The organism is Acinetobacter tjernbergiae DSM 14971 = CIP 107465, assembly GCF_000374425.1.
Classification (GTDB): Bacteria; Pseudomonadota; Gammaproteobacteria; order Pseudomonadales; family Moraxellaceae; genus Acinetobacter; species Acinetobacter tjernbergiae.
Window position 1 is genome coordinate 207,551 of record NZ_KB894353.1, and the last position, 18,253, is coordinate 225,803.

Consider the following 18,253-nt stretch of genomic DNA (forward strand, 5'->3'; position numbering starts at 1 on the left):
GACCACCCTCTTTTTTTCTATTCATTTAAATCATTTGACCTATTTATAAAATAAATAAGCATTTCACCACAGAATTGCATTTATTAAGATTAAAAATATATTTGTGAAATACCAGCAACCCCTAATTTATCGAATTCAAAATTATAAATAAAAAACGGGAATCTCTTTCGAAATTCCCGTTCGGAGTTAGAAAATGGTTTTAACCAGCTTGATCTAACAACATATTACGAATGTGACCAATAGCCTTGGTTGGGTTTAACCCTTTAGGACATACAGATACACAGTTCATGATCCCTTTACAACGGAACAAAGAGAATGGGTCATCTAAACGAGCCAAACGATCTTGTGTTGCCGTATCACGAGAGTCAATGATAAAGCGGTATGCATTTAACAATGCAGATGGTCCAAGGAACTTATCAGGGTTCCACCAGAATGATGGGCATGAAGTTGAACAACATGCACATAGAATACATTCATATAGACCATCTAAATGTTCACGTTCTGCTTGAGACTGTAAACGTTCTTTCGCTGGCGCTGGTTGATTGTTAATCAAGAACGGTTGAATCTTGTCATATTGATCGTAGAACTGGTTCATGTCTACAACCAAGTCTTTTACCACTGGCAAACCTGGTAAAGGACGGATCACAATCTTCTCTGGTAAATCGTTCAAGTTCCACAAGCACGCTAAACCATTTTTACCATTGATGTTCACACCATCCGAACCACAAATACCTTCACGGCAAGAGCGACGGAATGTTAATGACTCATCTTGCACTTTCAACGCAAGTAACGCATCAAGCAACATACGATGCTTGTCAGTTAACTCAAGTTTAAAAGTTTGCATGTACGGCGCTTTATCCTTATCAGGATCATAGCGGTAGATTTCGAATGTACGAGTGCCTCTACTCATCTTTGTTCTCCCGATTAGAATGTACGTGGTTTAGGTTCAATCGCTTCAACCGTTAATGGGTTGAAACGTACCGGCTTATATTCAAGACGGTTGTCTGATGAATACCATAAAGTATGCTTCATCCACTCATCATCACGGCGACCGTAAGAATAAGTTGGGTGATCAGGTGCTAACTCATAGTCAACAACTGTATGCGCACCACGACATTCTTTACGTGCAGCAGCTGAAATCAGAGTCGCCTTCGCAACTTCATATAAGTTTTCCACTTCTAATGCTTCAACACGTGCAGTGTTAAATACTTTAGATTTGTCTTTTAAATGAATGTTACGAACACGTGATTCGATCGCAAGAATTTCTTTTACGCCCTTATCAAGCAACGCTTGAGTACGGAATACACCTGCATGATCTTGTACGATATCACGAATGACATCAGCAACTTCTTGCGCATTCTCACCCGTCGTTGAATCATCAAGCTTACGAATACGCTCTAAAGTATTAACCAACACATCCGTTGGAAGCGGTTGGTAATCATCACCGTGATGTTTAGTCACGTAATCAATGATGTGTTCACCAGCAGCTTTACCAAATACCACAAGGTCAAGCAATGAGTTGGTACCTAAACGGTTTGCACCATGTACAGATACACAAGAACATTCGCCAATTGCATAGAAACCTTTCACAGGTTTTACGTAATCACGCGTACCTTTATAGGTATATTCTTTCGTCTCTTTATCATAATGTGCAGAGAATTCACCCTCTTCCACACCATGTGGTACAACCACTTGACCATGAATATTCGTTGGAATACCACCCATTTGATAATGGATTGTTGGTACAACTGGAATTGGCTCTTTCGTACAGTCAACGTTTGCAAACTTCTTACCAATCTCAAATACAGATGGAAGACGCTTCATAATCGTTTCAGCGCCCAAATGCGTCATATCTAACAAGATATAATCTGCTTTAGGACCACAACCACGGCCTTCTTTAATTTCTTGGTCCATTGAACGTGATACGAAGTCACGTGGTGCCAAGTCTTTTAAAGTTGGTGCATAACGTTCCATGAATGGTTCGCCGTCTTTGTTCCGAAGGATACCACCTTCACCACGACAACCTTCAGTTAACAATACGCCTGCGCCTGCAACACCCGTTGGGTGGAATTGCCAGAATTCCATATCTTGTAATGGAATACCTGCACGAGCAGCCATACCAAGACCATCACCCGTATTGATATACGCGTTGGTAGATGCACGGTAAACACGACCCGCACCACCTGTAGCAAATAGAGTCGCTTTTGCTTGGAAGACTGCAATATTACCTGTTTCTTGGTCGATTGCGGTTACACCTAGGACATCACCCGCTTCATTACGGATTAAATCTAAAGCAATCCATTCAACGTAAAACTGAGTTCCCATTTTTACGTTGCTTTGATACAAAGTGTGAAGTAGCGCATGGCCTGTACGGTCAGCAGCAGCACACGCACGCGGAACTGCTTTTTCACCATAATTTGCAGAGTGACCACCGAATGGACGTTGATAAATCGTACCATCTTCGTTACGGTCAAAAGGCATACCTAAGTGTTCAAGCTCATACACAACTTTTGGTGCTTCACGGGTCATGAACTCGATTGCGTCCTGATCGCCTAACCAATCCGAACCTTTAACCGTGTCATAGAAGTGATAATGCCAGTTATCTTCTTGCATGTTACCTAACGACGCACCGATACCACCTTGGGCAGCAACTGTATGCGAACGTGTCGGGAATACTTTGGTCAATACAGCAACTTTTAAACCAGCTTGAGCAAGTTGGTAAGAAGCACGCATACCAGAACCACCACCACCAACAATAACTGCATCGAAAGTGAGGTTTTGAATATTTGAATAATCTTCTTTAGGGTTAATTGCGCCCATGATCTCTTCCTATCAATTTGCCCAGAAAATCTGGATACCCCAGATTGCGTACACGAACACTGAAATAATGACAGCGGTAGTGAGTACAAGGCGTAAACCTGAAGCCGAAGGACCCATTTGACGAGTCGTTACATAATCAGTAAAGACTTGCCACATACCAATCCAAGCATGAGCAACGAGTGACAATACTGCCAACAAAGAGAAAATCTTCATTGGTAAAGTCAACATAAAGCCAGCCCACTGTTCGTAACCAAATCCGCTATTACACAAGATCCAACCGAACATCACCACAGTATAGGCAGCTAAAACCACAGCACTAACACGCTGGATATACCAATCGCGAGAACCTGAACCTGTTAAACCTGTAGCACTTTTCATCAGAACATAATCCATACGAATGCCGCGAGAATACCAATCGCAGACAAGATCAATGAAATAGTAGCTGCAATACGACCGCTTTGAAGTTCCTCAGCAAAACCGAGGTCAGCAAGTAAATGCTTTACTCCAGCAATGAAGTGAAAAATTAAGCCAGCTACAAATACCCATACGATGAAACGTACACAGATATTTCCGAAAACGACATTTTTAACGTAGTCAAATCCTTCTGGTGAAGATAAAGATTTATCTAAAATCCATAAAAGAACAGCGACTAATAAGAAAACGATTACACCTGATAAACGGTGTAGAATTGATGCAATAGCCACGGGTGAGCGTAAATTTACCGCTAACACCTGACCCATGGACAAATTGACAGGTCTGTTGCTTTTCACAGCGGGCATCCTGTAGGTAGAAACTCCATCCGGAGTTTGTTTGAATTAATTCAAAGGAAAGCTGGCATTGTCAGGCAAGCACAATGCATGCCCAACCTATAAACGACACCGAATTATAAAACGTGAAATATCAAAATACAAACAATCAGTTTTCGCTTTAGTCGAAAAGACACTTGAATAAGAATCATTAACATATACAACATAAACAATCAAACTATTTCATTTCTTACAAAGAATCTATCCAATTGTTATTAAACAATAAAAAACGTTTTCATTTTTTCCACCATACGGGCTCACCTGTTCAAATTATTTCCAATTTATTTCACAAAACTCGCTTTCCAGTGACAAAAATGCCTTAAATTTACCAATTATAAATATAGCTAGAAATAATACCCCTCATTTATATATTAAATATCAACAACCAATAATCTATCTTGATCTATCAAACAAAAAATAAATAAGTCATTTTTTATACAATCAATCGCACCATAATGAAACAATTATAGAATAATCAACAAGCTCTCAATGTCCTTTTTTGAATAGTGATTTAATTCTAAACCATGAGATATATAGGCTTTTAAACCAAGTTAAGTATTTATTTTTTAAGCACCAAAATATTGCCAGTGTAAAAATTTACTTACAATTGTACTGATGCTTCATTTTTTTTATGCACCTCAAACCTGATTTGACATATTATACTCGACCGATGCTGTGATTTTACTCAATTTTTTCTTTGGTACTGAATGACTAATTGACTGCAACAACGTTATTTTTTATCCCTAAGTATAATTGACAAAATTTTAGTAGCCACTAATCTTATAGCAAATTTTGACACCGTCTGATTCGCACATGACAAGATTAGGATTTCGAGTCAGATAATCATTCACCATGACAGGAGATCTATTGAATGTCTGCAGCAACTGGCAAAAAAGCCGTATTACAGCTTGATGGCAAAGAAATTGAATTACCAATTTACAGCGGCACATTGGGCCCAGATGTAATTGACGTTAAAGATGTATTGGCATCTGGTCACTTTACTTTCGATCCTGGTTTTATGGCGACAGCTGCTTGCGAATCTAAGATCACATTCATTGATGGTGACAAAGGTGTGTTATTACACCGTGGCTATCCGATTGATCAATTAGCGACTCAAGCAGACTACTTAGAAACTTGCTATTTATTATTAAATGGTGAGCTTCCAAATGCTGAACAAAAAGCAGAATTTGACGCGAAAGTACGTAACCACACCATGGTTCACGATCAAGTAAGCCGTTTCTTCAATGGTTTCCGTCGTGATGCTCACCCTATGGCTATAATGGTTGGTGTAGTTGGTGCATTATCTGCGTTTTATCACAACGGTTTAGACATCGAAGATGTTAACCACCGTGAAATTACCGCAATTCGTTTAATCGCGAAAATTCCTACACTTGCAGCGTGGAGCTACAAATACACGATAGGTCAGCCATTTATCTATCCACGTAACGACTTGAATTATGCAGAAAACTTCTTGCATATGATGTTTGCTACACCTGCTGACCGTGATTACCAAGTAAATCCTGTTCTTGCTCGTGCAATGGATCGTATCTTTACGCTTCATGCTGACCATGAACAAAATGCGTCTACTTCTACAGTTCGTCTTGCTGGTTCTACTGGCGCGAACCCGTATGCATGTATCTCTGCTGGTATCTCTGCACTTTGGGGACCTGCTCACGGTGGTGCAAACGAAGCTGTACTTAAAATGTTAGATGAAATTGGTAGCGTAGAAAACGTTGCTGAATTCATGGAAAAAGTGAAGCGTAAAGAAGTTAAACTCATGGGCTTCGGTCACCGTGTGTACAAAAACTTCGACCCACGTGCGAAAGTCATGAAACAAACTTGTGACGAAGTACTTGAAGCGTTAGGCATCCAAGATCCACAACTTGCACTTGCAATGGAACTTGAAAGAATTGCGCTTTCTGATGAATACTTCATCAAACGTAACTTGTATCCAAACGTAGACTTCTACTCAGGTATCATCTTAAAAGCGATTGGTATCCCAACAGAAATGTTTACTGTGATCTTCGCACTTGCACGTACAGTTGGTTGGATCAGCCACTGGTTAGAAATGCACAGCGGCCCATACAAGATCGGTCGTCCACGTCAGCTTTACACAGGCTCGGCTAAACGCGACATCCAACGTTAATTTTCTTCGTAAAATTGATGTGAAAAAAGCTGCCTCTTGGCAGCTTTTTTTATTGGTACATTTTATTGATCAACACCAATTAACGCCCCCAATCAACTTCTTTTGCATATGGCTCAACCATTTTAAGTCGCTTCACATTTTCTTTCTCAATTTGAGTTAGACGTGTATCCACATTGGTATAGCAAGGCATATACCAATCATATTGCGAAAATGTAGTTGCCCAATTTTTATTCTGAAAAGCATAACCATGACGTGCATAAATTTCATTACGCATATATTGCAACTGCCCTAGAGGCACTTGCAAATCAGCATCTTTCAACAAACGCACAGAAGCATCAGGAAATTCACCTTGCCCCTTTGCATATTTACATTGCTGCGCATTTAAACTAAAAAATTTCGGTTTCACCGTTTTCGTTGTAGGCAACCACTGAGCTTCAATCGGCGAAGTATTACCCTTATATTCTAAAATAAACCGACCAACACTTGCACCCTGTCCAATTTCATTTAAAGTCAAAGTGTGGTTCAAGTCAGTTTGCTGAATTTTCCCTTTAAAATTGGTCTGCTTGCCATTTAACAGACTATAGCCTGTAATATCAGTGCCTTTTTGCTGCATAAACAAAGAAATTTTTTGCTCATCGTTATATAAACCTGTCCATGTAGCTGCCACTTGAGGAATTTGTGCAAAACTCAAGGTACTACTCACTAAGGTACTGGCGACGATTAATAATTGTTTAAACGGATTCATTTCTCTATTCTCATTTAAAAGACATTATTCAGATTATTTTCATCCTACATCATAACAGTGATCAATATTTATGTGGAAAATGCTCAATCAATTCTCTCAATTGATCATCATGTTGATATTTGGCTATCTGTGTTGGTTAATGTTGGAAATTTGCCTAAACTATTTTCCATGGTCGGATAGCACTAATTTTTTAGTTTTAAAACAGGATGTGGTCAACACGCAACCGTGGCGTTTCGCTTTTCAAATCCATGTCATCACCAGTAGTTTGGTATTATTGGCAGGTTTTACCCAATTCTCACCTTCAATTCGTAGAAACACACCTCGTTTACATCGCTGTGCAGGCTGGCTTTATATTGTTGCAACATTAGGTCTAGCTTTGCCTAGCGGTTTTATTCTAGCCTTTTCTGCAAATGGCGGTCTTAGTACACAAATTTGCTTTGTGATTCTTGGTTCATTTTGGGGAGCGAGTACCCTATTTGCACTTTATTATGCATTCCATAAACAATGGCTTAAACACCGTAACTGGATGATTCGGAGCTTTGCTTTAGCGTTATCTGCATTAAGTTTAAGAACATGGAAGCTGACGCTTTACCAAATCCAACCGTATTGGGATTGGCTTACACCAATCCACATCTATCAACTCGAAGCATGGTTAGGTTGGACAATCAATTTATTCATTGCTGAACTCATTATTTATTGGCTCAGTATCAAGAAAAAATCGTTTTAGATTTCATCTTCCTCTAAAGCACGCAATAAAGTTGTGCTAATTCCATCAGCACGCAGCCATGCTAACTCATAACTTGCCTTCGCTAAGGCAAGTACACGACGCTCAAACTCACTCCAAATAGGCTTAACTTCGGCATCTTTGATTCCCAATCCACTTTCATGTGCCAAATGTTTATTCTTTTCACAAATTTTCAAAGCATGATAAAGCTTACGACCAGTACTTGCCGTGTCTAATATACGGACATGTTTACTATGAATAAAACCTTCAATATGTTGAAGATTGGCATGAGGTAGCAAAGGCACCAAAATTTGATTCAGCTGCGCATCTAAGCGCTTCCACACCATGAGCCTTTGCTCTGGCGTATAAGTATTCCATTGAATCACTTCATGATTGAAACGGCGACAACCACGACAAACTAAATCACCAAATACCGTTGAACAACGTCCCGCACAAGGGGTCAATGATGGAATTCGACGATCGTTACTCAAAATCAACTCCTCTAAAACCATATTTAATTTATGGCTTTCTCGCTTATTTTCAGATTTCGCGCTAAAATGTGCGCCTTATTTTTCTATCTTAATACATTTGGAGTTATCCATGAACGCTACTGTAGAACAGCTTGCACCTGTAGAACAGCAAGCGACCAATAATTGGGTTGTTGCCGCACTATATCAATTTAAAGAAGTTTCTGATGCAGCTGATCTGCAACAGCGTCTTTTGGACTTAGTGAATCGCATCAATTTATGTGGAACTCTAATTGTCGCTTCTGAAGGAATTAACGGTACGGTTGCGGGCGACCGTGCAGCAGTTGATGCGATTCATCAATTCCTTTTGAATGAAGGTTTTAACGCAATGGAATACAAAGAGTCTGAAAGCTCTGAGAAACCATTTCGTAAAATGAAAATTAAACTTAAAAAAGAAATTGTCACTTTAGGTGTTGAAGTTAAACCACGTGATTTAGTGGGTCACTATCTAGACCCTAAAGAATGGAACGATTTAATTAGTCGTGATGACGTGATCTTAATTGACACGCGTAATGACTATGAATTCAAGGCAGGAACGTTCAAAGGTGCAATTGACCCGAAAACAGAAAGCTTCCGCGAATTTCCTGAATATGTAAAACAAAACCTTGAACAACACAAAGACAAGAAAATTGCGATGTTCTGTACGGGTGGTATTCGTTGTGAAAAATCAACGTCACTACTTCTACAAGAAGGCTTTAATGAAGTTTATCATCTCAAAGGCGGTATCTTAAAATATCTAGAAGAAACCCCTGCAGAAGAAAGCATGTGGGAAGGTGAATGTTTCGTTTTTGATGGTCGTACTGCTGTGACCCACGGTGTTGAAGAAGGCGAAAATATCAAATGTCACGCATGTGGTTGGCCTCTCACCAAAGTTGAAGCCGAGCAACCAAGCTATGAGCATGGTGTTTCTTGTGTCTACTGTATTGATAAAACTACGGATAAGCAAAAAGCGGGCTTCCGTATGCGCCAGTCACAAATTGCAGCAGCTAAACGTAAACGCTTATAAAGCTTAACAGACAGCTTGAAAGCCATAGTCAAACTATGGCTTTTTTATTACATCATAAAATAGTGTAACGATTCCGCCATTGAGCATGATCGCAACAACAACTATGCTAAAAAATAATAATCAAATGAATATGATAAAAGTACTATGGGACTTGAAGATTGGGTCTTATCCATCATGGAGAAACTTGGATATCTAGGAATTGCATTTCTAATGTTCCTTGATAATGTTTTTCCGCCGATTCCATCCGAAATCATTATGCCCTCGGCAGGCTATACTGCGGCAAAAGGCGAGCTTAGCTTAATTGGAGTGATTATTGCTGGCAGTATCGGCTCACTTCTAGCTGCTGCATTACTGTATTGGATGGGTAGAAAGATTCCACAACACCACCTATTTAATCTTATCGAACGCTACGGAAAATACTTACATATCAGTGTTACTGATCTTGAAAAATCACTCACTTGGTTTGAAAAATATGGACATCGGATTGTATTTTTTGGTCGCATGATACCTGCTGTTCGCTCCCTAATTAGCATTCCAGCAGGCATGAGCAACATGCCCTTTCGTAAATTCATGACTTATAGTGCTACAGGTACGATTATTTGGACAACGTTTCTCGCTTATATCGGCTATCATTTTGGTGAAAATCCAGCATTAATGAGTGCGATTACACAGCGCATTGGCTATATAATTCTATCTGTTACAATACTTTATACACTTTTATACTTAGTGAAGAAATTTTATTTATCGAAAAAATAGTAAATGGCATTTCCAATTTTTTAAATCAATACCGAGACTCAAATAATGCAACATGATTTTTGGCATGATAAATGGCAAACCAATAATATCGGTTTTCATCAAGATCAGCCTCACCCTTTACTCACTCAACACTTACAATCACTCAGTCTAAGCTCAAGTGCTCGTATCTTTGTTCCACTTTGTGGCAAAAGCTTAGATTTAGCTTGGTTGATCAAGCAAGGTTATCATGTGGTTGGCATTGATCTTAGTCCCATCGCCATTCAAGCTCTTATTATAGATTTAGGTTTAAGCTTTACAGAGACGCAATCAGGTGAATTGACTCACTATCAACATCCCCAAATTGAATTATTTGTAGGTGATTTTTTTCAGTTAACAGTAAAACAACTTGGTGATGTAGATGCTGTTTATGATCGAGCTGCATTAATCGCCCTTCCGCCACAAATGCGCAGCCAATATACACAACATTTGTTAGACATTACAAAACAAGCACCTCAACTATTAATTAGCCTTGAATATGATCAGAACCTACTTCAAGGGCCACCATTCTCCGTTCCTGAACATGAATTAACTGAGCATTATGCAACGCATTACCAAATTAAATTATTGGAAACGATGACAGAAAATCTTAAGGGTAAAGTAATCGCCCATGAAAATGCTTGGTCTCTGAGTAAATCACCACAAATAAACTAAATAGTGCAGACGCATATCAAAGGATTGAAAGTGATCTCGACTTAATGCTTTCTCACCCCCAAACGAGATATAAAAAACGTCCTCTAAAGGACGTTTAATATTTAATTTGGTATCTAATTATGCGTTACTTTTGTAACAGCATAAGATGCAACATCACGCTGGCGTGTGGTACATGAGATAAAGTTCATTTAAATTATCAGGAATTTCTTCTGCCAATTCATCCATCAACTGACCATTGCGGCGGAAAGATTCCATTTGAGGATCTTCCTCATCAATTCCACTAAATACCATAATTGGTAAAGTTAAATCGATAAGCTGTTCTTCAAACTCAGGTGCAAACCATGCATCTTCATTTAGGAACATTGCATCCACAAAACCAACACTCCAATCGCCCAAGCTAGACTCAACATCAGCTTCTTCAATTTCAAATGGAAATTCAATTCCATTTTCATTGGCTAAATCTTGACGAAGAGATTCCAACCAAAGATTGATTTGTTCAATCATTTCGTTTGGGATTTTCTTTTGATTATTATCAAATAACTCATCTAACCAGCGATCAAATTTTGGACCAACGGCAATAGCACATAAAAAGCCATGAGTCGCTGCAAAATCCAGACCGTATTCGTTTTGATCACCGTCAAGATAATTACTTAATAAGTCTAAATTCAACGTGCTCATTTTCCATCCAACTTTAAAATACATCCGCAACAGCATAACATCTTCAGATACAAAGTCTCAGCAATTTTGCTTAGTCTTCGTCACCAAGATCATCATCGTCGAAATCATAGTCAAAATCTTTTAATTCTCGCTCTAAACGACGTTGAGCTAATAAATCATCAATTAAACGGCGCTTTTCTAATGATTCTTTGGCAGTGATTTTTCCTGATGACTCATCAAAACTAACATCATCTTCACCGTAGTTATCATCATCTAATTCAAAATCTGTAGAAGACACTAAAACTACCTCGTTATGAAAAATGTAATTGGGTCTAGGCGCTATTTATCGGTATTATGAAACATTGTCAAGATATATTTTATTTTATTGCTATAAAATGATGTTTTGTACTTTTTTTCGTCAGTTTTTTTGTGTATTTATATCCTAACAACCTTATAAATGAAAAAAGTTATTGAATAGGAATACCCTGCTTGAAAAATTATGATACACCCCCATATTTAACAAACTATAGTTCAATTGAACCTATTTTTTATTTAAAGCAAGCGGATCAAATCCAAAACATTCCTCGTGAATTGTGCTATCATGCACGGTTTTTCACCGCCACAGATTCAACAAAAGAGTAAGCAAAGATGAGCGATATGAATTCCCCTACTTCGCAAGTAGCGGCTCTGATTAGCCGAGGCAAAGAACAAGGTTACTTAACTTACGCTGAGGTTAACGATCATCTACCAGACTCAATTACGGAAAGTGAGCAAATTGAAGACATCATTCAGATGCTTCAAGATGTCGGGATTCCTGTACATGAACGTGCGCCAGAAACTGATGACACCATGTTTGGTGAATCAACTGAGGCTGCGGATGAAGTAGCTGAAGAAGAGGCTGCTGCTGTACTCGCATCGGTTGAAAGTGAACCAGGTCGTACAACTGACCCTGTGCGTATGTATATGCGTGAAATGGGCACAGTTGAACTACTAACCCGTGAAGGCGAGATTAGCATTGCAAAACGTATCGAAGAAGGTATACGTGACGTTTTACATTCAATTGCTTACTGGCCAAATGCGGTTGAAGTCGTTTTAAAAGAATATAATGATTTTCTAACTGGTGAGCGTCGTCTTGCTGATATTCTTTCTGGTTATTTAGACCCAGAAACTGATGAAGATATTCCAGAAGTCATTGAAGAAGATACAGAAATTGAAGAAGAAGGTTCTGCGTCTACAACGACTAAAGATGTGAAGCTTGATGACGAAGATGAAGATGAAGAATCTGAAGGTGATGATGATTCTGAAGGTGAATCAGGTCCAGACCCAGAAATAGCCAAAGCTCGTTTTACTGAATTAGAAACAGCATGGAATGACACTAAAGCAATTATTGCAAAGCATGGTCGTAATAGTGATGAAGCAACTGCTGCTCTTGAAGCCTTAGCAACTGTATTCATGATGTTTAAATTTACACCGCGCTTATTTGACATCATTTCTGAAATGATTCGTGGTACCCACGACCAAATCCGTGCAAACGAACGTGAAATCATGCGTTATGCTGTTCGCCGTGGTCGTATGGATCGTAATCAATTCCGTATGACTTTCCCTGAGCAAGAATCAAATCCAGCTTGGTTAGATGAACAAATCGCTAAAGCACCTGCTGAAACTAAAGTTCACTTGGAAAAAGTACGTCCTGACGTCTTGGCATTCCAACAAAAGATTGCTGACATTGAAAATGATTTAGATTTAAATGTTAAAGATATCAAAGATATCTCTAAACGTATGGCTGTTGGCGAAGCGAAAGCACGTCGTGCCAAAAAAGAGATGGTTGAAGCGAACTTACGTTTAGTGATCTCGATTGCGAAAAAATACACCAACCGTGGCTTACAATTCCTCGATCTTATTCAGGAAGGTAACATCGGCTTGATGAAAGCAGTAGACAAGTTTGAATATCGTCGTGGTTATAAATTCTCGACTTATGCAACTTGGTGGATTCGTCAGGCGATTACACGTTCGATTGCAGACCAAGCCCGTACCATTCGTATTCCAGTTCACATGATTGAAACGATTAACAAGATCAATCGTGTTTCACGCCAACTGCTTCAAGAAATGGGACGTGAACCAACCCCTGAAGAATTGGGCGAACGTCTGGAAATGGACGAAGTTAAAGTTCGTAAAGTACTTAAAATCGCAAAAGAACCGATTTCAATGGAAACACCGATCGGTGATGATGAAGATTCACATCTTGGCGACTTCATTGAAGATGGCAACATCACTTCCCCAATTGATGCGGCAACGTCAGAAGGCTTAAAAGAAGCAACGCGTGAAGTACTTGAAAACTTAACTGAACGTGAAGCAAAAGTATTGAAAATGCGTTTTGGTATCGACATGCCAACCGATCATACTTTAGAGGAAGTAGGTAAACAATTTGACGTAACACGTGAACGTATTCGTCAGATCGAAGCAAAAGCATTGCGTAAGCTTCGTCACCCTTCTCGCTCAGAACACTTACGTTCTTTCTTGGAAAATGACTAATTATTGGGAAAGTTTAAACGATGGTTAACGCCCTCGTTCATGACTTGAAGTTAAGCACTTCATCCCCATTTAGTTATTAGATCATAAGCGCCTGCACTGATGCAGGCGTTTCAAATTAAGAGGTTGCTCATGTTAGACCGCACTCCTTCTCGTGAATTACAAGAACATCTTTGGGTTTTCCCAATGGACTATCCAATCAAATTGATTGGTGATGCTGGGGATGAACTTCGAGTGGCTGTTGTTGATATTTTGCAGAAGCACTTCCCTAAATTCGATGGTGGTACAGTCAAGGTACAACCTTCACGTACAGGTAAATACCATTCTTTGACCGCACAATTACGCTTCGAAGAATTGGAACAAGTTCATGCGCTATATGCTGATCTTGCAGCCTGCCCTTTAATTAAGACAGCGCTTTAATACATATAGGGATATACAATATATCCCTATATTTTGTGATATATACAAATAATTATAATCAGCGACAATTTGTAATGTTTTTGTTACTATAATAATATTATATTACTAGGAGTAACAATAAATGCAACAAACAACCCTTCTATTTTGTATTATTTCAACATCTTTTCTAGTTGCCTGCGAAAAACTATCTTTCAATTCTGCTAAATGTAATAGCGAGGATACTCGTAAACTAGTCATCGAACTTATAAATAAAGATATTGATCAACTAACATCTGAACAAGTTAAAACACTTATCAACACCCAAAATATAACCCTAGATATGGGTAAAGTCAGAAGTACAATTAAACAACTTGATATTACAATTAATGATGTAAGAACCAATAACTCAGACCCTAATAGTAAAAAAGAATTTTGTGTGGCTGAATTAGATATTAAGATTCCATCCCAAGTTATAGATGCTGCAAATGAAAGTCGAAAGCTATCAGACGAAACCGATATTGCACAGCAAGCTGTTTTAGATGACCTTAAATTCGAATTAAACCAATTAAAACATGAATTAGAATATTCAGTTCAACCAACAGATGATGCAAAAAAAATCTATGTCTCTTTAGAAAATCAGAATCTTATTTCAAATTTTGTTGCAAAAATCACTATTGACTCTCTCACTAAGAATGCTAAACAAAGTGCCAGACAGCAAGCTGAACAAGCAGAAGCGGAAGCAGCACAAGCACAAGCACAAGCTGAAACTGAATATGCACAATTACGTATAAACGAAGCTCAACAACAAATTGATGCAGCAAACGCAAATCTTAATTTAGTTTGGAATGCCACAACTAAAGAGATTCGTAGTCAATTATTAGATAGCCAAAAAACATGGTTAAAAAAACGTGAACTCGAATGCAAACTACAAGGCAATAATGCCGAATATGGTGAAGAGCAAATCACCACTCTAAACTGTGAAACCGAAATGACAAACTCTCGAGTGGATCAATTAAAACAAGCTATTTACCAACTTGATGCTAATTATTAACCTATTTCCTTCGGATTAAAAATATTGGAATTTTTTATGAAAAAACTCATATTACTTAGCTGCCTATTTGGTCTTCCTATCCTCCATGGATGTTCACTTACAGGTCAAAAACATCTTAAATGTGATGACCCTAATGCTATTGCATTACTACAGAAAAACCTACAAGAACAATTAGAGAAAAAACTTGATATCGGATTAAAAGATTTAATCAAGAAAAATCTTTTGGAAGATGTAGATACAAGTAAGCTTCAACTATCAGCTAAATCTATCCAGTTTAATTTAATGGATAGTCGTACTAATCATATTGATCCAGATAGTCCCAAAACAGTATGTGCAATTGATTTAACAGCCACAATCCCATCAGATATTATTAAAAAATCTGACAGTGTCCGTAATATTGCAAATACATCAAATACAGAAGACCAAGCACAAAAATTAGAACTTGATTTTACTCAAAGTAAAGCAAAAATCACTTTGGACTATATCTTACAGCCTTCTGATAAAGGTGATAAAATTTTTGCAACAATTACCAACTCAGACAAACTTACTACACTTCTTTCGGACACGCTATTTTATGCATTTATTAAACCACAGGTAGATAGTGGGAAAATTGGCTTTAATGGTCAACAACACGAACCTGATACTCAATATTCTAATGAAGAATATTACGAATAAATTCATAAATTTTTTTTTGAAATAGAATTTCATAGCTTTTATAGAGTTATGAGAATCTATTTCGAAACAAAAAAATATCTTTTAATGCCCATTTTAAATACAATAATCTAGAATCAAATGAATCTATCTATTCCTATGGATATTTTAAGCCCTCAAGTTAATACTCCCCCCTTAATCATTCGCTGTTTCAAAGACCTACAAGATTACACAACACGTTTTGAAGCAATGAAAGATTTCACAACCAATCGTGATGAAACCACACCAGATGAAGTTTGGTTATTACAACATCAAGATGTTTTGACTCAAGGGCAAGCAGGTAAAGCTGAACACATCCTTATACCGAGTAACCTTCCGATCGTGCATACTGATCGTGGTGGACAAGTCACTTGGCATGGCAAGGGGCAACTCGTTGCTTATTTCCTATTAGATCTAAATCGCTTGAAATGGCATGTCCGAACTCTCGTCAGCTTTGCTGAACAAGCCATGATTGACTTGCTCAAGCAATACCATATCAATGCCTATGCCAAACCAGATGCACCAGGGGTCTATGTCGATGGACGAAAAATTGGCTCTCTAGGCTTTAAAATTCGTCGTGGTCGTAGTTATCATGGCTTAGCACTCAATATTGATTGTGCATTAACAGGCTTTCAAACCATTAATCCTTGTGGATACGCAGGTTTAGAAATGGTACGCTTGCAAGACTTGCTAAAAGATTACCCAAGCTTTGAGCAACTTTGTCATGATTTTATTGGCTATTTACAAAATACAAATTTCTTTCATGACCTTGTAGTCAAATCTGAATAAACTACTTTTAAATTCTAAAGAAATAAATTAGAGTAATTACTCTAAATTTGCTTTTGCATAATTTTAACAAGGGATACGCGAGTGATTTCGACCAAAGCAGTGAAGCCCACTTTGCAATTTGCCTACGTAAAACTCATGATGGATGTCGTCGGTCGTGGTTTAGTAATGGCAAGCCAAGTGGATGACGAAGTACAACAGGAAGTATCTAAGTTCCCTGTTGGCTTTATACTTTCAATGAATGTTTTCCCTAATGGGCCTGCGTTTGTTGCACGTGTAACTGAAGAAAAACAATTAGAGCTTTTATCCAACTATAAAGGCAAACCTGATTTAACAATTACCTTCAAACATTTAACTCATGCTTTTCTGGTATTTTCTTTCCAAGAAAGTACTGCTCAAGCATTTGCCAATGACCGTATGATTGCTGATGGTGATGTTTCAAGTGCCATTCGCTTAGTGCGTTGTTTGAATAAAATGGAAGCGTTAATTCTACCTAAATTGATTGCCTCACTTGCTGTGAAACGCTATCCAGCTGAACTATCATTTAAAGAAAAATTCACTGGTGCAAAAAATATCTACCTTAAAGTCGCACAATCATACTTCAAACGGAGCGCATAACATGGCTAAGCCTTATTACGAATTTTTCTGTCCTGTAAAAGTAATTGCTGGTAACGCTGCGTTAGAGCACATCCCTTTTGAACTTGCGACTCTAGGCGCAAAACGCCCAATGATCATTACGGATAAAGGCGTACGCGCAAATGGTCTACTCAGCCCAATTGAAGCTGCTTTTAGCACCACAGATGCTGTAATTGGCGCAATTTTTGATGATGTTCCACCCGATTCAAGTTTGGAAGTGGTACGTGCAGCAGCGCAACTGTATCGTGAAAAAAAATGTGATGCGATTATTGCGATTGGTGGTGGTTCGGTTATTGATACATCGAAAGCAACTAATATTTTAGTTTCAGAAGGTGGCGATGATTTATTACAATACTCAGGTGCACACAACCTACCAAAACCATTAAAACCATTCTTTGTGATCCCAACCACATCAGGTACAGGTTCAGAAGCAACAATGGTTGCTGTCGTTTCAGACACTCAGAAAAATGTAAAACTTGCATTTGCATCTTACTATCTGATGCCACATGCCGCGATTCTTGATCCTCGCATGACACAAACATTACCGCCACACCTAACCGCAATGACAGGTATGGATGCACTGACACACTGTGTTGAAGCTTATACCTGCTTAGCAGCGAATCCGTTAAGCGATGCGTATGCAAGCGCGGGTATCAAGAAAATCAGTGAAAACCTATTCAAAGTTTTAGACAACCCAAGTGATGCCCAAGGTCGCTTAGAACTTGCTCAAGCATCAACAATGGCAGGGATTGCATTCTCGAACTCAATGGTGGGCTTGGTACACTCACTCGGTCATGCCTTAGGTGCTGTTGCTCACCTGCCCCATGGTCTTTGCATGAACTTATTCTTGCCATATGTGCTTGAATATAACAAAGAAGTTAATGGCACCAAGATTGGTGAATTATTATTGCCACTTGCTGGTGCAGATATTTATGCACAAACGCCTGCAAACTTACGTGCAGATAAAGCCATTGCAACAATCTTAACCATGCGTGATCGTTTATTCACGCTGACTAAACTTCCTCGTACTTTACGTGAAACAGGTAAAGTGACTGAAGCTCAGTTAGATGAAGTTGCTGAAAAAGCATTGAATGATGGCTCAATCATCTACAATCCAAAAGAAGCAAGTTTACAAGATCTCCGTGCTATCCTACAAAAAGCATGGTAATTCAATTCGTTAAATAAATGATTTAACGCATCAAACCCCGATATCAACCTGTTATCGGGGTTTTTATATTTGGGGTGAATCTTTATTCATCTATTTGTCTACCTATTTGGCAAAAAA

Annotated in this window: 20 protein-coding genes; 12 read left to right on the plus strand and 8 right to left on the minus strand. The window is 38.5% G+C overall.

What is annotated here, in order from left to right:
* Positions 1 to 199: 199 nt before the first annotated feature.
* The 4 genes from C502_RS0100865 to sdhC are packed head-to-tail and all read right to left on the minus strand — an operon-like array spanning position 200 to position 3,599.
* On the minus strand, positions 200 to 910 hold the full coding sequence (locus tag C502_RS0100865; protein ID WP_023274479.1) for a succinate dehydrogenase iron-sulfur subunit: 711 nt from the start codon (positions 908 to 910) through the stop codon (positions 200 to 202).
* Between the two features lie 14 nt (positions 911 to 924).
* The gene (gene sdhA, locus C502_RS0100870; RefSeq protein ID WP_018676973.1) at positions 925 to 2,820 is read right to left on the minus strand and encodes a succinate dehydrogenase flavoprotein subunit; all 1,896 of its coding nucleotides are present in this window, start codon (positions 2,818 to 2,820) and stop codon (positions 925 to 927) included.
* Between the two features lie 12 nt (positions 2,821 to 2,832).
* Complete coding sequence (sdhD, locus tag C502_RS0100875; protein WP_004664449.1) at positions 2,833 to 3,198, minus strand: succinate dehydrogenase, hydrophobic membrane anchor protein; 366 nt, start codon at positions 3,196 to 3,198, stop codon at positions 2,833 to 2,835.
* On the minus strand, positions 3,198 to 3,599 hold the full coding sequence (gene sdhC, locus C502_RS0100880) for a succinate dehydrogenase, cytochrome b556 subunit (protein ID WP_018676974.1): 402 nt from the start codon (positions 3,597 to 3,599) through the stop codon (positions 3,198 to 3,200). Before sdhC ends, sdhD begins: the two co-directional genes overlap by 1 nt.
* A gap of 898 nt (positions 3,600 to 4,497) precedes the next feature.
* Between sdhC and gltA the strand changes: the two genes are divergently transcribed.
* Entirely contained in the window at positions 4,498 to 5,772 is a 1,275-nt protein-coding gene (gene gltA, locus C502_RS0100885; protein ID WP_018676975.1) for a citrate synthase, read from the plus strand.
* Between the two features lie 79 nt (positions 5,773 to 5,851).
* On the opposite strand, the gene C502_RS0100890 is transcribed toward gltA, so the two are convergent.
* Positions 5,852 to 6,517, minus strand: coding sequence for a YARHG domain-containing protein (locus tag C502_RS0100890; RefSeq protein ID WP_018676976.1), 666 nt, complete (start codon positions 6,515 to 6,517; stop codon positions 5,852 to 5,854).
* 70 nt (positions 6,518 to 6,587) lie between these two features.
* Here C502_RS0100890 and C502_RS0100895 point away from each other — a divergent pair, with 70 nt between their 5' ends.
* Positions 6,588 to 7,244, plus strand: a complete 657-nt coding sequence (locus tag C502_RS0100895; RefSeq protein WP_018676977.1) for a DUF2306 domain-containing protein — start codon at positions 6,588 to 6,590, stop codon at positions 7,242 to 7,244.
* Here the strand turns inward: C502_RS0100895 and C502_RS0100900 are convergent.
* Complete coding sequence (locus tag C502_RS0100900) at positions 7,241 to 7,732, minus strand: DUF1289 domain-containing protein (RefSeq protein WP_026315706.1); 492 nt, start codon at positions 7,730 to 7,732, stop codon at positions 7,241 to 7,243. The genes C502_RS0100895 and C502_RS0100900 overlap by 4 nt on opposite strands.
* 109 nt (positions 7,733 to 7,841) lie before the next feature.
* Between C502_RS0100900 and trhO the strand changes: the two genes are divergently transcribed.
* The 3 genes from trhO (at position 7,842) to tmpT (ending at position 10,220) form a co-directional block, all read left to right on the plus strand.
* Positions 7,842 to 8,774, plus strand: a complete 933-nt coding sequence (trhO, locus tag C502_RS0100905; RefSeq protein ID WP_018676979.1) for an oxygen-dependent tRNA uridine(34) hydroxylase TrhO — start codon at positions 7,842 to 7,844, stop codon at positions 8,772 to 8,774.
* Between the two features lie 144 nt (positions 8,775 to 8,918).
* Positions 8,919 to 9,530, plus strand: a complete 612-nt coding sequence (locus C502_RS0100910; RefSeq protein WP_018676980.1) for a DedA family protein — start codon at positions 8,919 to 8,921, stop codon at positions 9,528 to 9,530.
* A gap of 45 nt (positions 9,531 to 9,575) precedes the next feature.
* Positions 9,576 to 10,220: a thiopurine S-methyltransferase gene (gene tmpT, locus C502_RS0100915; protein ID WP_018676981.1), complete on the plus strand. Its 645-nt coding sequence runs from the start codon at positions 9,576 to 9,578 to the stop codon at positions 10,218 to 10,220.
* 153 nt (positions 10,221 to 10,373) lie between these two features.
* Here tmpT and C502_RS0100920 read toward each other — a convergent pair whose 3' ends face one another.
* Together C502_RS0100920 and C502_RS0100925 are read right to left on the minus strand one after the other, a co-directional pair.
* On the minus strand, positions 10,374 to 10,898 hold the full coding sequence (locus C502_RS0100920; protein WP_018676982.1) for a YecA/YgfB family protein: 525 nt from the start codon (positions 10,896 to 10,898) through the stop codon (positions 10,374 to 10,376).
* 70 nt (positions 10,899 to 10,968) lie between these two features.
* A complete protein-coding gene (locus tag C502_RS0100925; RefSeq protein ID WP_018676983.1) occupies positions 10,969 to 11,175 on the minus strand; it encodes a PA3496 family putative envelope integrity protein in 207 nt (68 codons plus the stop codon).
* A gap of 350 nt (positions 11,176 to 11,525) precedes the next feature.
* On the opposite strand from C502_RS0100925, the gene rpoD reads away from it, so the two are divergent.
* The 7 genes from rpoD to C502_RS0100965 all read left to right on the plus strand — a co-directional run bounded on the left by rpoD (position 11,526) and on the right by C502_RS0100965 (position 18,136).
* Complete coding sequence (gene rpoD / locus C502_RS0100935; protein ID WP_018676985.1) at positions 11,526 to 13,409, plus strand: RNA polymerase sigma factor RpoD; 1,884 nt, start codon at positions 11,526 to 11,528, stop codon at positions 13,407 to 13,409.
* A 129-nt stretch (positions 13,410 to 13,538) separates the two neighbouring features.
* Positions 13,539 to 13,826 carry a YbeD family protein gene (locus tag C502_RS0100940; protein WP_018676986.1) on the plus strand — a complete coding sequence of 96 codons (288 nt, stop codon included), beginning with the start codon at positions 13,539 to 13,541 and terminating at the stop codon, positions 13,824 to 13,826.
* Between the two features lie 121 nt (positions 13,827 to 13,947).
* The gene (locus C502_RS0100945; protein WP_018676987.1) at positions 13,948 to 14,856 is read left to right on the plus strand and encodes a lysozyme inhibitor LprI family protein; all 909 of its coding nucleotides are present in this window, start codon (positions 13,948 to 13,950) and stop codon (positions 14,854 to 14,856) included.
* 36 nt (positions 14,857 to 14,892) lie between these two features.
* The gene (locus C502_RS0100950) at positions 14,893 to 15,531 is read left to right on the plus strand and encodes a hypothetical protein (RefSeq protein WP_018676988.1); all 639 of its coding nucleotides are present in this window, start codon (positions 14,893 to 14,895) and stop codon (positions 15,529 to 15,531) included.
* Between the two features lie 135 nt (positions 15,532 to 15,666).
* A complete protein-coding gene (gene lipB / locus C502_RS0100955; RefSeq protein WP_018676989.1) occupies positions 15,667 to 16,335 on the plus strand; it encodes a lipoyl(octanoyl) transferase LipB in 669 nt (222 codons plus the stop codon).
* Between the two features lie 81 nt (positions 16,336 to 16,416).
* Entirely contained in the window at positions 16,417 to 16,950 is a 534-nt protein-coding gene (locus tag C502_RS0100960) for a hypothetical protein (RefSeq protein ID WP_018676990.1), read from the plus strand.
* 1 nt (position 16,951) lies between these two features.
* The gene (locus C502_RS0100965; RefSeq protein ID WP_018676991.1) at positions 16,952 to 18,136 is read left to right on the plus strand and encodes an iron-containing alcohol dehydrogenase; all 1,185 of its coding nucleotides are present in this window, start codon (positions 16,952 to 16,954) and stop codon (positions 18,134 to 18,136) included.
* The last annotated feature ends 117 nt before the right edge of the window (positions 18,137 to 18,253 follow it).